The following is a 13993-nucleotide window of genomic DNA, read 5'->3' as shown; positions in this document are numbered from 1 at the left end:
TCACCATAAACCGCATCAACCCCATAAGCCTCGTGCACCTCACCGGTCCCACCGAAGGCGTGTCTCTATCGTGACCGAGCCCGTGGTGACGGAGCCGAACGGACGTCGCTCGGGGCAGCGTCAGAGGCCGCGCTCGGCCGCCTTCACCGCTGCGACCGCGTCCGGATCGCCGTCGAAGGCCAGGTCGAGTTGGTCGCGGCCGAAGACGAACAGGACCAGATCTCCCAGGTCACCGGTGACCGTGACCGACGGACCCGACCCCGCGGTCAGCACCGTCGCCCCGTCGCCGGTCGTCAGCGCGACCCGCGCTCCTGCCGAGCGCAGGCCCTTCTTGCCGATCATCTTGAGGGGCGCCATCAGCGCCGACTCGAGCGCGGGGTCGAGTACTCGGGGCGTCCACCCCGGCGACGCACGACGGACGTCCTCGTGGTGGACGAAGAACTCCGCCGGGTTGGCGAACCGGTCGAGCACCGCGAACGGCGAGTACCACGGCGGCCCGGAGGCGAACTGGTCGACGAGCCGGCCGTAGTCGCGGCGCGCGTAGGAGTTCTGCACATGCTCGGTGTAGCCGGCCAACGGCGGGATCACGATGCCCGCGGACGCGTCGAGACGCGCCTCGCGGACCACCATGTGAGCGGTCAGGTCACGCGCCGTCCACCCGTCGCAGAGGGTCGGGGCGTCAGGCCCGACCGAACGCAGTGTCTCGGCCAGGGCGGTGCGTTCGGTGCGTGCAGCGGTCATCGACAGAGCCTATCGACTCCGGCGACACCCGCGGACCCGGCGCTACCGGGGCGACTTCGCGCGCACCGACAATGGTCGTAGCGACAAGGGCGCAGTGACCGACGATCCAAACCGCGACAGACCTGGTAACTCGGTTTTGCCTCGTCTGACTCCTACGACAGTCGCTTGCGCTCCAATAGCAATTGTCGAACCGAAAATGCGCTAGGAGCGCTGACCACTCCAAGTAGGCCCAAGAACCATCCCCAATCAGGGGAGAATATTGAACCCAAAACTACAATAAAGAGCATAGACGTGGCGAGTGACACGTAAAAAGAGATGCGCAAGAATGATCCGTGCGAAAAGGCAAGCAACTTCGCGTCGATAGTGGCCTGAAGTCCATCCGCCTGAGTTTCGGCGGCCTCAAATAGGTCACCTAGATCGTGGATACCCATTTCAATCTTCCGAATTGTTGAAACCGAACTGAGGGCCAAAAGCGCCCAACTACTTTCCCAGCTGTCGTGGTACCAGCTGCCGTCTTGGCGAAAACCATCCGAGAAGATCTCCCCAACTCTCACCGACACATACGTTTTATGATTCGGACGTAGACTTGTACCGAGCCCCATCAGGGCAGCACAGAACTCCACGAAATTTGCCTTAGTGACCGTTGCTGAAGACAACCACTGATACAGATCATCGTATTGAGCACGAGCCGAGGAGTCCGCATTAATCGCTAAGACCGAACGCGCCCAAACTACCTGGCCAAGTGAATACGCGGATGTCGTCTCCAATGATTCGGACGAGATCTCTCGGATCCAGTCGGCGCAGGCAGCCCTGCGCAGTTCCTCCGGTCTCAACTCGTGGATCGTCACGAGAAGCTGCGCTATGTGGTGTGACTTTAAGCGCGTCGGTGACTCTCCGCGTGAGGCGTCATCTATTAAAAAGCCAAGGGCCGACTCGCTCCAGTGCAAATCGTGGCCGGCACACGCCCGTATCGCCACCGCCGTATCCCAAACAGTTTCCAAACGGCCACCAGGTTCGGCGTGACGTAACAAAGCCTCTGCGGCCTCATGGCAACGAGTTGTCGATTGCCATTCGGGACGCCATCTTGTAATCGAATTGACCGCTATTGCTGTATAAGCCGCACTGCCGTTGCCGAATCCACCGCCCGACATCTGATTGTCGATCATCCAATCCACCGCTGCGTCAATACGTGCGTCGCTTGACGAGAATACGTCGACCTGAACGACATGATTCATAAGTTCAGAGCGGAGACTCGCGATTAAGCCCTTAACGTCTGAGCTCACGCCTCGATCCCCCACATCTCGAAAGCTTCCGCGAGCCACCGACCCGTGGAGTCTCCCCGAATCGAGATGATGCCAGCACCTATCGCTGCTTCCACATTCTTAGGGTCGTCATCCACAAAAATAATAGAAGAGTCCGGAAACGGTTTTTTAAGTTCCTCGAAATACGCAACATCGGGCTTTCGGGACCGCATCTCGGATGAACAGTAATAACCGGAAAGCTCACCGAACCAATCGAACTCTCCCTCCCATATCTCCAACCAAGGCGCATAGTGGTTTGTCGCAAGGACTACACCGATATTGCGGGCGAGACACGCTCGAACGCCTGCAACGCCGGCCGGCAATTCCGAAAAACCGGATAGAAAAGCTGCCCTCACAACGTCAGGCCTTAGGTCCGCAATCTTCGAAAGCCTATTCCAAACCTCAGACTCGTCAAGATCTCCATTTTCAAGACTAAACCGGAGGTCCGTGAACCACGCATGACGCATAGCTCCCTCAACTCTTGCATTGCCCCTTGCAATCGTGGTCCAGAATTTACCTAGGGTCGGATCGGTCAGTAGAATTCCACCCAGATCAACCGCAAGCAGTGGCACCTTCACCTGTCCAGCTCCTTCTGCACCTTTTCCAAATTCAGTATGAAATGGTTAAGAATCGAACGCCGACCTTCCAAATCCCGATCGCTAGATACAAGGCCTCCGCGCAAAACCTCCGACAACTCTGGAACTATGATCCGACGTATGGTGTCGGCTAGGATTTGTGGGCTGCCAGCGAAAGCGACCTCCTCCACTCGCTTTCTGAGCTCCGGCGACATGCGGCGTTCCGAACGTCGAGAAGGTTCCCTGAAGCGCGGAGTACCGACCGTTCTTCGCTCGCAAACACAGATGTAAGCTTCCAACAGGCCACTTGCTCTGCTGCGAGCATTAATGTACTCACCCCGGAGAAGCTGGATAAGGATGTTTGAGGAGTGAAAGAAGAGAGCGTCCCATGTATTCAACATGTCGGCGGCAGAGGCCCCTGTGCGATCTTTTAGAGCAGCGGAGACTTCGCCGTCACGGTCCACGACTATGCTGTCGTGGGTGAAGAATAGCGTAGGCCAGCGACGTATTTCGTTGATATACGCTGATGGATAGACCGAGAGGTCGACACCGACACCACTCAGAATTGCATGAAACTTCTGCAGACCGGTCCAATAACAAATATCAACGGGACCACAGTGCGTCTCGAAAGCCGCCACCATGTTCTCACGATTCCACGCACCAATGTCTGTTACATAAACGAAGAAGTCCAGATCCGACATTTCGTCACTTTCGCCCATCGGTCCGGATCCGACACGAAGCGCCGCGCGCACTGTGTCGCGTGAGGCCAGATAGTTACTGAAGCGATAGTCCAATTCAGCCGCGTCCAAGGCTAAATCCCTCCTCGCGCGAACCCTCGCAGATACTCCGCAATCTTCATAAGTAGGGCGTCTGGAGTGGGTTGAATATTGCGAGGAAAATCCAGAAAAAAGGGCCAGTCATCGTCAGTCCATTTGGTGTTGCGGAAAGTAACTGGCGAGTCATACCGCGGAATTGCATGGAAGTGAACGTATGGATCGTGCTGCATCGACACCACATAGTTGAAATGGACTGGGTGGAACGCCCTTGTAACTACCGTTTCAAACTTCGACACAGCATTTCGAAAGTCGCGCAACTCACCGGCCTTCAGGTCAGATAGTCTGCCTGCAGGGCGACACAAAAGCAGGGCGCATGAACCCAGTGTGATTTGCTGCGGACGTACAACTATCAACCAGTGCCGCGTGCGTGAGACAATGTTAACTTCGACATTGAATCGATCCCAGTTGCCATCCGGGTCTAGGTCTTTCGTCATTCCGTATGGAGCTTTCCCTGAAGTTGGGCTGGCACTTACTGACCAGGCACACCAGATTATATGGGAAACGCCGCAGGAATGGAGCACGAACCGAAAGATTCCGGCTGATCAGGCAACTAGCGGACGCGCCTACGCCGACCACCGAAAGGGGCTGGGAGTGCATCCATGCGGGTGTATCTGAAGGTCAAGCGCGAGTTTTCAGTTGTCGGGTTTGGCCAAACGAACACATTGCATCAAACCTCGTCATTTTGACTGTGCGTGACGGTCAGTTTGTTACCGAACCGCATTAGCTGCAGACGGCATCGCTGCTCGCATGTAGATCCATCAACACAGCAATTATCACGGGTTCGCGTCCGTACTTAGCTTTTACCCATCTGCGAGATATGCTCTCTACTCGGCGTTGTAGAATCTCTGCCGTCGAGTAACTCGACAGAAGACCATCAATTTCCTTGGAAACAAACCGCGCAAGTTCAATATCGAGACTTTCCGATGATGTGAGTCCCCTGCTCTCCACCCTGACCGCACCGTTGATCAGCTTGTTGCCACTATCGTAATAGAACGCGACCACAACCGCCCCGCTCACTGTGAGTCTATCTCGCTCGTCGAGGACACGAGAGGTGATGTCGTCAAGCCGCCCCCCGTCCAAGTACACATTTTCGAGCTTGTGTCGGCCAGAAAAACTGGCAATCCCGTCTTCTAGGTCGACAACTACGCCGTCCTCTGCGATAAGCACTCTAGCCTCATCGACTCCTGCGGATACAGCAATATGGTGATTGGCAACTAAATGTTTCCATTCGCCATGGATTGGCAAAACATTTCTGGGCTTCAAAATATTGTATAGATACAAGAGCTCGCCCGCTGGCGCATGCCCGGTCACATGAACCTTGTCCTGCGCGGACGTTATCACCTTGGCTCCGCGCCGAGTTAGGTCGTTAAGCACACCGGTTACCGATTTCTCATTCCCCGGCACTACAGACGAAGAAAATATTGCCGTGTCGCCAGGTTCAATTTTCATCTGACGGTGTTGCCCACGCGAAATTCTTGAAAGCGCAGCCATCGGCTCACCCTGCGAGCCGGTGCAAACTATGATTGTGCGATTTGCCGGCAACCGCAGAAGTTCATCTACATCGATAAGATCAACGGACCTCTTGTTTAGGTACCCCTCATCGAGCGCGATCTGGGTGTTTCGGACCATTGACCTGCCGAGAAAACAGATTTTCCTGCCGTGTCTTTCTGCAGCGTCGATTACGCTTTGCACGCGATGAATGTTGCTAGCGAAAGACGCCAGAAAGATCCTTGCCGTCGCGGCACCGATTATTCGGTCGAGTGTTGCTGCGACATCTTGTTCGGAGGCGACAAAGCCTGGAATATCCGCGTTAGTTGAGTCGACGAGGGCAAGGTCCAGTCCGGCTTGGGCAAATAGCGCCATTCGATTGAGATCAGTGATACGACCGTCTATTGGCGTCGGGTCGATCTTCAGATCTCCACTATGAAAAATCCGAGTTTCGCCGCAAGTAATTCCAATAGAGAACGAGTGTGGAATAGAATGCGTCACGGAAATAAATTCGCTACTGAACGCCCCATGCTGCGTTCGGGTGCCATTCTCGACCGGAATCAAATTCGGACTGATTCGGTGTTCAGCGCACTTCGCCTTCAAGATTGCCAAGGTAAATACTGAACCGAAGATTGGAATATCTGATCGTAGACGAAGTAGGTAAGGTATCGCACCGATATGGTCTTCGTGCCCGTGTGTCAAAAGAATAGCTTCAATTTGGTTGATTCGTTTCGCTATCGGCGAGAAATTGGGAATCATCAAGCTGATCCCGGGCTCCTTGTCGGGAAACTGGACTCCACAGTCGACGATGAGCAGCTTGCCGTCGAACTCGAACACGGTCATGTTCCGGCCGATCTCGCCGATACCGCCGAGCGCCACGACACGCAAACCGTTGCGCGGCAACTTCTTCGGCAGCCCCAGGCGGTCGGTGACGTCACCGACGGGCTGCGAGGCGACCTGCGGGGACCGATCGCGGCGTGGCTCCGAGGAACCTCCCCCACCGCCGTTGCCGCGAGAGTTCTTGCCCCGACGACGTCCGCCACCGGAGGATTCCGCCGATCGGGCCGAGTCCTTGCCGGCCGAGTCCTTCACGGCAGGCCCGGAGGCCTTCTTCTGCGTAGGTGCCGACTTCTCCTGCGCCGGAGCGGCATTCGTCTTCACGGGTGCGGCCGCCGCCGTCGGCTGCTCGTGCGCCGGAGGCGTGGGGGCCGCCGGTTCGGGCGGACCGCTGCGGCGGGTGGCCGCGCGACGCCGACGTTTCGGAGCGGTGGGTTCGCCGTTCGCCTGCTCGGGACCGGTCACGAGAGAACCTGCGCTGCACGCAGATCCGCGATCAGCGACTCGATCTGCGGCCCGGTGGCCGGCATCTGCGGCAGACGCGGTTCCCCGACGTCGAGACCGGTGATCCGCAGTGCGGCCTTCACCATCGTCACACCACCGAGCCGCCCCATCGCGTTCACCAACGGTATGAGCGAGAGGTTGATCTCCCGTGCACGAATCATGTCACCCTTTTCCACAGCGTCGAGCAGATCTCTGAGCCGCTCCGGCACCAGGTGGCCGATCACCGAGACGAATCCCGACGCACCCACCGCCAGCCACGGCAAATTGAGCGCGTCCTCACCGGACAGGTATTGCAGACCGGCGTCGGCGATGAGCGACGCGGCCGAGTTCAGATCGCCCTTGGCGTCCTTGACGCCGACGATGTTGGGGTGCCTCGCCAGTTCCAGAAGCGTGCGGTGCTCGATCGGCACCACCGAGCGCGGCGGGATGTCGTAGAGCAGCACGGGCAGGTCGGTCGCGTCGGCGATCGCCGTGAAATGGGCCAGCAGACCGGTCTGCGGCGGCCGCGAGTAGTAGGGCGTCACGACGAGCAGACCGTGCGCCCCGCGCTTGGCCGATTCGACCGCGAAGCGCACGCTCTCGGCGGTGTCGTAGCTGCCGGCCCCCTGCGTGATGCGTGCACGGTCGCCGACCGCGTCGAGCACCGCGCTGAGCAGGTCGAGCTTCTCGGTCACGGTGGTGGTCGGTGACTCCCCGGTGGTACCCGAGATCACGAGGCCGTCGACCCCGCGATCGACGAGATGGGTCGCGAGTTCGACTGCCTTGTCGAGGTCGAGGCTGCCGTCGGCGGCGAACGGTGTCACCATCGCGACACCCACGGTTCCGAACGGATACAGCTCACGCTGCGTCTGGCCGCTGTTCATAGTGGTCAGGCTACCGCCCGGCGGCGGGGCCGAGCCGCACAACCCACCTGCGGCCGCGTCGGTCAGCTGTCCACCACGAACGGCGAGGTCGCGACCTCGGTGCCGTCGGCCAGGGTTCCGATCTCGAAATCGCCGAACACGGTCGGGGCGAGGCCCGACAGCTGTCGCAGACACTCGATCGCGAGCTGCCGGATCTCGACGTCGGCGTGCTCGGTGGCCCGCATCCCGACGAAGTGCCGCCAGGCACGCAGGTTGCCGCTCACCACGATCTTCGTCTCGGTCGCGTTCGGCAGCACCGACCGCGCCGCCTGCCGCGCCTGCTTGCGTCGCAGGATCGCGTTGGGCACGTCGGCGAACTTGGCCTCGAGCGCCTCGAGCAGTTCGGTGTAGGCCGCGCGGGCGGCGTCGGTGGCGGTCACGAACAGGTCCTCGAGCTCGGCGTCACCGCGGATCGCCGGCGGTGGGACCACGTTCGAGTCGTGCTCGGGGACGAAGCGCTGCGACAGCTGCGAGTACGAGAAGTGTCGGTGTCGGATCAGTTCGTGGGTGCACGACCGCGAGATCCCGGTGATGTAGAAGGTGACGGTCGCGTGCTCCAGGAGGGAGAGGTGTCCGACCTCGAGGATGTGACGCAGGTATCCGGCGTTGGTCGCCGTGCGGGGATTGGGCTTGTCCCAGCTCTGATAGCAGGCCCGCCCCGCGAACTCGACGAGCGCCTCGCCCCCGTCGACATCGGTCGACCACGGGATGTCCGCGGGCGGATGGAACTCGGTGTGCGCGATCATGTGCACCTGCAACGGGACCAACTGCGACACCTGACTGCACTCCTCTTCGACGGGCCGACCGGCGACTCGATCGGCTCCGATTGTCCCGTGCCGCACCTCGACGCAGAACGCGGGTGTCGGTGACGCCTATGCGAGAGCGCGACGCAGGAGCGTCGCAAGGTCGCCGCGCCTGCCGACGGTGACGTCGTCCATCCCGAGCCATCCCGCCATCGACCGCAGGTCTGCGGCCAGTCGGGTCGCGACGTGATCGCGGTCGACGCCGTCCTCGGCGAAGGCGCCGAGCACCCGCAGCACACCGGCGGATCGGTCGGTCTTGAGGTCCACGCGAGCGGGTATCTCTTCGTCGAGCAGATACGGGAAGACGTAGTACCCGTGCACGCGTTGCGGTTCGGGCACGTAGATCTCGATGCGGTAGTGCATGTCGAACAGGCGGTGCAGGCGCGGCCGGAAGAACACCAACGGGTCGAACGGGGCGAGCAGGGCCGACGCCTCCACCCGACGCGGGGTGCGTGCGGCGGGATCCAGGTAGGCGGTGCGGTCCCACCCCGCCACGGTCACCGGCGTCAGCTCGCCGGCATCGACGAGCTCGGTGACGGCGCGGCGGGCGTCGACGACCGGCAGTCGGTAGTAGTCGCGCAGGTCGGTCTCCGTCGCGACGCCGAGCGCACCGATCGATCGCCGAACGAGTTCACGGATCGCGACGTCCCGGTCGATGGTGGTGCTCGCGAGGTCCGGCCCCACGATGTTCTCGGCGAGGTCGTAGTACCGGGCGAAATTTCCGCGCCGTATCGCCGAGAGATCGCCCGCGGCGAGCATCACCTCGCACGCGTGCTTCACCTCGCTGCGATCCCACCAGCTGCCCCGGCGCGGTTGATCCCGGCGTCGACCGAGCAGTTCTTCGAGTTCGCCGCCGGTGGTCGGGCCCGTCTCGGCGAGGACGCGGGCGATCTCGGCACGGAGCGCCGTGCGTTCGGGCGGCTCGGCCACGGGCTTGCCGTACCGGCCGTAGCGGTAGTCGTCCATCCGCCAGCGGAACAGCGGCCAGTCCTCGACCGGGATCAGTGCCGCCTCGTGCGCCCAGTACTCGGCCAGCAGTCGAGGTGCCCGAGCCGTCGATTCGGCCGCCGCACGGTCGAGGAGCGCAGGGTCGTACGGCCCGAGTCGACTGAACAGCGGCATGTAGTGGGCGCGGACGGCGATGTTGACCGAGTCCATCTGCAGGAACCGGATCCGTCCGAGCACCCGCTGCAGGTGTCGACGCGTGACCACGCCGCCGGGGCGTGGATCGGCGAAGCCCTGTGCGGCGAGGGCGATCCGCCGCGCTCGCGCGATGGGCAGGGCGGCTGCGCTCACGATGTCGGCGGGGTCGCGGCCGGCGCGTCGGGGCGGGCCCGGTAGTCGAGGAACCGGTAGCGCAACCCGCTCGTCGACTCCTGCCACTCACCGTGCGTGGTCGCCACCCACCGCGTGGGGTCGATCTCCGGGGCGTGGGCATCGGCGCCGTCGACATCGACATCGATCTCGGTGACGTGCAGGACATCGGCGAACGTCATTGCCGCGTCGTAGATCTGGCTGCCGCCCATCACCATGACGGTCTCGTCTCCTGCGAGTGCCTCCGGCAGGTCGTGGGCGACCACCGCTCCCGGTGACGACCAGGTCCGGTCGCCGGTGAGGACGACGTTGACGCGGTCGGGCAGTGGCCGGAATCGTTCGGGCAGCGAGTCCCAGGTCCGGCGCCCCATCACCACCCGGTGGCCGCGGGTGAGTTCGCGGAAGTGCCGGGCGTCCTCGGGGACGCGCCACGGGATGGTGTTGTCGCGACCGATGGCGCGGTCGTTGCCCTGCGCCCAGATCAACGCGACCGTCATACGGCGACGGGCGCCTTGATACCCGGGTGGTGCTGGTAGTCCACGACCTCGATGTCGTCGAACTCGTAGTCGAACAACGACTCTCGTGGCGCCAGCCGCAGGGTCGGGTACGGGTAGGGATCACGCGACAGCTGCAACTGCACCTGGTCGACGTGGTTGTCGTAGATGTGGCAGTCGCCGCCGGTCCACACGAACTCACCGACCTCGAGCCCGGCCTGCGCGGCCATCATGTGGGTCAACAGGGCGTACGAGGCGATGTTGAACGGCACGCCGAGGAACAGATCGGCGCTGCGCTGATAGAGCTGGCAGGAGAGTTTGCCGTCGGCGACGTAGAACTGGAAGAACGCGTGGCACGGCGGCAGCGCCATCTGCGGGATCTCCCCCACGTTCCACGCCGAGACGATGTTGCGCCGCGAATCGGGATCCGACCGCAGGAGCGCCAGTGCGTTCGAGATCTGGTCGATGTGGTCACCCGAGGGGGTCGGCCAGCTGCGCCACTGCACCCCGTAGACAGGTCCGAGATCTCCGGAGGAATCGGCCCACTCGTCCCAGATCGTCACGCCGCGCTCCTGAAGCCACCGCACGTTCGAGTCACCGCGCAGGAACCACAGCAGTTCGTAGAACACCGACTTCACGTGTACCCGCTTGGTGGTGATGAGTGGGAAACCGGCCGCCAGGTCATACCGGAGCTGGTGGCCGAACAGGCTGCGTGTCCCGGTACCGGTGCGGTCGGCCTTGGGTGTCCCCTCGGCCAACACCTTCGCCAGCAGGTCCTCGTACGGGGTGTCGATCACGTGTCCGAGTCTAGGACTCCGGGCCGACGCCCGTGCTTAGGCGCCTCAGGACATCAGGTGGGCCGCGACGACGCCGCCGAGTTCCCGACACGCGGCGAGTGCGTCGGTGTCCGGTTTGTTGGAGGCGATCACGTACTCGGCAGCCTTGGTCCAGCCGAGGCCGGTGGTGATCGAGTCGATGGCGCGGACGGCACCCTCTGCGCCTTCGTTGCCGTGCAGGTAGACCCCGAACGGACGGCCCCGGGTGGTGTCGAGGATCTGGTAGTAGCTGGTGTCGAAGGCGTGTTTCAGGGCGCCGGCGATGTAGCCGAGGTTCACCGGGCAGCCGAGGACGTATCCGTCGGCGTCGAGGAAGTCCGATGCGCTGACCGACAACGCCGGGCGGCGGATCACCTCGACTCCGGTGATCTCCGGATCGGCCGCCCCGGCGAGCACCGCCTCGAACATCGCCTGGGTGTGCGGCGACGGGGTGTGGTGGACGATCAGGAGTCGAGCCGTCACGCCTGCGGCCCGCCGTGCTCGGCCTTCTCCTGTGCAACAGCGCGTTTCATCATCTCGCGGGCTCGCGAGCGGTCGCCGGCGAAGTCGTAGGCGCGGGCGATGCGATAGGTGTTGCGCCAGTTGTCGGGATCGGCCTCCCACTCGGTCTTGACCGTCGCGAACAGCTCGTCGGCCGCGTCGCGTTCCAGCCGGCCCGACGGCCGTCGTGGGAGGTCGGAGACGTCGAGTTCGCGGCCCTCCTCGCGCATCCGGCGACCCAGGCGTTGATGGGCGATGCCTGCCCGTACGGTCGTGAACGCCATCCAGACCCCGAGGAACGGCAGGATCAGCACGCCGATGCCCAGTCCGATCCCGACCACCGACCCGTCCTGGATCAGCTGGACACCGCGGACACCGAGCAGCCCGATGTAGAAGGCCAGCAGGATGAGGATGACCACGATCACGAGCACGATCGGTCGCGAGTCGCGGGAGTAGAAGTCGCGCTTGGAGCGCTCGCCCATCACGACGCCCTACAGGTCGAGCAGGTCGTCGAGACCGACCGTGAGGCCCGGCCGGTTGCCGATCTGGCGCACGCCGAGCAGCACGCCCGGGGCGAACGAGGTGCGGTCGAGCGAGTCGTGCCGGATGGTCAGCGTCTCCCCTTCGGTGCCCAGCAGCACCTCCTGGTGCGCGACCAGCCCCGCGAGTCGCACCGAGTGCACGCGGACGCCGTCGACGTCGGCACCGCGGGCGCCGTCGAGGGCGGTCGAGGTCGCGTCGGGCATCGGCGCCGCTCCGGCGTCGGCGCGCGCCTCGGCGATCAGGCGCGCGGTGCGGTACGCGGTTCCCGAGGGCGCGTCGGCCTTGTGCGGGTGGTGGAGCTCGATGACCTCGACCGAATCGTAGAACCGGGCCGCCGCAGCGGCGAACCGCATGCTCAGAACCGCGCCGATCGCGAAATTGGGGGCGATGAGCACACCGACGCCGGGTGCGTCGTCGAGCCAACCGCGGACCTGGGCGAGACGGTCGTCGTCGAAACCGGTGGTGCCGACGACGGCGTGGATACCGTTGCCGATCAGGAACTCGAGGTTGTCCATCACCACCGACGGGTGCGTGAAGTCGACGACGACCTGTGTGCCGGAGTCGACCAGCGACGACCGGTCGTCGTCCTTGTCGACTCCCACGGTGAAGGTCAGGTCGTCGGCGGCCTCGACCGCATCGACGATCGCCTGACCCACCTTGCCGCCACTACCGAACACCCCGACGCGGATCCCGTCACCACCAGCCATGACGTTCATGATCCCCCACGCGGGTCAGGTCGCACGCAGCAGGTCCGCGCACTTCTCGGCCATGGCCATCACCGAGATGTTGGGGTTGACCGTGGGCAGTTTCGGCATCGCCGAGGCGTCGACCACGCGCAGTCGCTGCGTCCCGCGGACGCGCAGTTGCGGGTCGAGGACGGCCATCGGATCGGCGTCGGTACCCATCTTCGCCGTGGCCGCCGGGTGATAGACGGTGTTGTGGGTCTTGTGCATGTAGTCGATGAGATCGTCGTCGGTGACGGCGTCGGGACCGGGTGCGAGTTCCCGGGCGATCCACGGTCGCAGCGCTTCCTGCGCCGCGATCTCGCGGGCGAGGCGGATACCGGCGAGCATCACCGTCTCGTCGTGGTGACCGGCGTCGGTGAAGTAGCGCGGATCCACTCGAGGGCGATCACGGAAGTCGCGGCTGCGCAGCCGCACCGTTCCGCGGGACAGACCCTGCGTGACGTTCGGGGTCAGGCAGAACCCGTTGTCGGTGGTCGGGTATCCCCACCGCAGCGTGTTCATGTCGAACGGCACACTGCCGTAATGCATCATCAGGTCCGGTAGGCCCAGGGCGTCGGTCTCCGGGGAATGACCGGTCGAGGCGAACAGCCCGATCTCCCACCACTGGCTCGACGTGGTGACCATGGGCTGCGCCGCCTCCCAGAACACGAGGCCCTCGACGTGATCGTCGAGGTTCGAGCCCACCCCGGGCGAGTCGACCCGAAGGTCGACACCCATCGAACGCAGGTGGTCGGCCGGACCGATCCCCGAGAGCATCAGCAGCTTCGGGGTGTCGATGGCGCCGGCGGTCACGATGACCTCACGGTCCGCGCCCACCACGTCGAAGCCGGTGAGATCGGGGCGTTGGTAGCGGGCACCGACGGCGGTGGTGCCCGAGCCGTCGTCGCCGTCGAACAGGATCTCCTGCGCCCAGCAGCCCGTGCGGACCTCGAGATTGGGGCGGGTCCCGATGATCGGGTGCAGGTAGGCATGCGAGGTCGACATGCGCAGACCGTCCTCGCCGGCGTTGATCTGGAACCACCCGGCGCCGGTGCGCACCGTCTCGCCACGGTTGAATCCCACCGTGGGCAGTCCCGCTGCCGCGGCCGCGTCGAGAACCGCAGCTCCACAGGGATCCTCGGCGGGAACGTCGCGCAGCCGGACGGGTCCGTCGTGACCGTGGTCGCCCGGTGCGTCGTTGTTCTCGAGTCGCCGCACCAGCGGGTGCACGTCGGCGGCCCCCCACCCGGTCAGCCCCATCCGCTCCCACTCGTCGAGGCTCTCCGCGGGCGGCCAGAAGGCGATACACGAGTTGTGCGAGGAACACCCACCGAGGACCTTGGCGCGGGCGTGCCGCATGAAATCGTTCCCACGCTCCTGCGGTTCGATCGGGTAGTCCCAGTCGTAGCCGGAATCGAGCAGGTGCATCCATTCGCTCAGCACCAGCACGTCGTCGTTGCCGACGTCGGTGGGGCCGGCCTCGATGAGACAGACGGTCACCTCCGGGTCCTCGCTCAATCGGGCGGCGAGCACACATCCGGCGGTGCCGCCGCCGACGATCACGTAGTCGAACCGCCCTGCGGTGACCTCGTTCTCGTGCAGTGGATCAGCCAT

At 63.4% G+C, this 13993-nt stretch carries 14 protein-coding genes; all 14 read right to left on the bottom strand.

Annotated elements, in window-relative coordinates; all coding sequences use genetic code 11:
• Positions 1-120: 120 nt before the first annotated feature.
• Positions 121-741: a TIGR03085 family metal-binding protein gene (locus TU34_RS08835; RefSeq protein WP_045822509.1), complete on the bottom strand. Its 621-nt coding sequence runs from the start codon at positions 739-741 to the stop codon at positions 121-123.
• 152 nt (positions 742-893) lie between these two features.
• Entirely contained in the window at positions 894-2024 is a 1131-nt protein-coding gene (locus TU34_RS23530; RefSeq protein WP_150116465.1) for a hypothetical protein, read from the bottom strand.
• Entirely contained in the window at positions 2021-2620 is a 600-nt protein-coding gene (locus TU34_RS23525) for an HAD family hydrolase (protein WP_150116464.1), read from the bottom strand. Before TU34_RS23525 ends, TU34_RS23530 begins: the two co-directional genes overlap by 4 nt.
• On the bottom strand, positions 2617-3426 hold the full coding sequence (locus TU34_RS23520) for a hypothetical protein (protein ID WP_150116463.1): 810 nt from the start codon (positions 3424-3426) through the stop codon (positions 2617-2619). Before TU34_RS23520 ends, TU34_RS23525 begins: the two co-directional genes overlap by 4 nt.
• Before the next feature lie 747 nt (positions 3427-4173).
• Entirely contained in the window at positions 4174-6243 is a 2070-nt protein-coding gene (locus TU34_RS22670) for a ribonuclease J (RefSeq protein ID WP_045822508.1), read from the bottom strand.
• Entirely contained in the window at positions 6240-7145 is a 906-nt protein-coding gene (gene dapA / locus TU34_RS08825) for a 4-hydroxy-tetrahydrodipicolinate synthase (RefSeq protein WP_045822507.1), read from the bottom strand. The genes TU34_RS22670 and dapA overlap by 4 nt, the downstream gene beginning before the upstream one ends.
• A 62-nt stretch (positions 7146-7207) precedes the next feature.
• On the bottom strand, positions 7208-7960 hold the full coding sequence (gene thyX, locus TU34_RS08820) for an FAD-dependent thymidylate synthase (protein WP_045822506.1): 753 nt from the start codon (positions 7958-7960) through the stop codon (positions 7208-7210).
• Positions 7961-8056: 96 nt separating this feature from the next.
• A complete protein-coding gene (locus tag TU34_RS08815) occupies positions 8057-9283 on the bottom strand; it encodes a winged helix-turn-helix domain-containing protein (protein ID WP_045822505.1) in 1227 nt (408 codons plus the stop codon).
• Positions 9280-9798 (bottom strand): dihydrofolate reductase, encoded by a 519-nt coding sequence (locus TU34_RS08810; RefSeq protein WP_045822504.1) that lies wholly within the window; start codon positions 9796-9798, stop codon positions 9280-9282. Before TU34_RS08810 ends, TU34_RS08815 begins: the two co-directional genes overlap by 4 nt.
• Positions 9795-10592, bottom strand: a complete 798-nt coding sequence (locus TU34_RS08805; RefSeq protein WP_045822503.1) for a thymidylate synthase — start codon at positions 10590-10592, stop codon at positions 9795-9797. Before TU34_RS08805 ends, TU34_RS08810 begins: the two co-directional genes overlap by 4 nt.
• Positions 10593-10637: 45 nt before the next feature.
• The gene (locus tag TU34_RS08800) at positions 10638-11039 is read right to left on the bottom strand and encodes a flavodoxin family protein (RefSeq protein ID WP_045822617.1); all 402 of its coding nucleotides are present in this window, start codon (positions 11037-11039) and stop codon (positions 10638-10640) included.
• A gap of 50 nt (positions 11040-11089) precedes the next feature.
• A complete protein-coding gene (locus TU34_RS08795; protein WP_045822502.1) occupies positions 11090-11593 on the bottom strand; it encodes a hypothetical protein in 504 nt (167 codons plus the stop codon).
• Between the two features lie 9 nt (positions 11594-11602).
• Complete coding sequence (dapB, locus tag TU34_RS08790) at positions 11603-12361, bottom strand: 4-hydroxy-tetrahydrodipicolinate reductase (RefSeq protein ID WP_045822501.1); 759 nt, start codon at positions 12359-12361, stop codon at positions 11603-11605.
• 24 nt (positions 12362-12385) lie between these two features.
• Positions 12386-13993, bottom strand: coding sequence for a GMC family oxidoreductase (locus TU34_RS08785; RefSeq protein WP_045822500.1), 1608 nt, complete (start codon positions 13991-13993; stop codon positions 12386-12388).

This window comes from Williamsia herbipolensis (assembly GCF_000964005.1).
Classification (GTDB): Bacteria; Actinomycetota; Actinomycetes; order Mycobacteriales; family Mycobacteriaceae; genus Williamsia_A; species Williamsia_A herbipolensis.
Note: the sequence above shows the minus strand (reverse complement) of the source record. Positions and strands in the feature narration are given on the sequence as shown.

Coding starts and splice junctions, on each gene's coding strand:
- TU34_RS08835 (WP_045822509.1), bottom strand. CDS start 741: ATGACCGCTGCACGCACCGAACGCACCGCCCTGGCCGAGACACTGCGT.
- dapA (WP_045822507.1), bottom strand. CDS start 7,145: ATGAACAGCGGCCAGACGCAGCGTGAGCTGTATCCGTTCGGAACCGTG.
- TU34_RS08810 (WP_045822504.1), bottom strand. CDS start 9,798: ATGACGGTCGCGTTGATCTGGGCGCAGGGCAACGACCGCGCCATCGGT.
- TU34_RS08800 (WP_045822617.1), bottom strand. CDS start 11,039: ATGTTCGAGGCGGTGCTCGCCGGGGCGGCCGATCCGGAGATCACCGGA.
- TU34_RS08795 (WP_045822502.1), bottom strand. CDS start 11,593: ATGGGCGAGCGCTCCAAGCGCGACTTCTACTCCCGCGACTCGCGACCG.
- dapB (WP_045822501.1), bottom strand. CDS start 12,361: ATGGCTGGTGGTGACGGGATCCGCGTCGGGGTGTTCGGTAGTGGCGGC.
- TU34_RS08785 (WP_045822500.1), bottom strand. CDS start 13,993: ATGGCTGATCCACTGCACGAGAACGAGGTCACCGCAGGGCGGTTCGAC.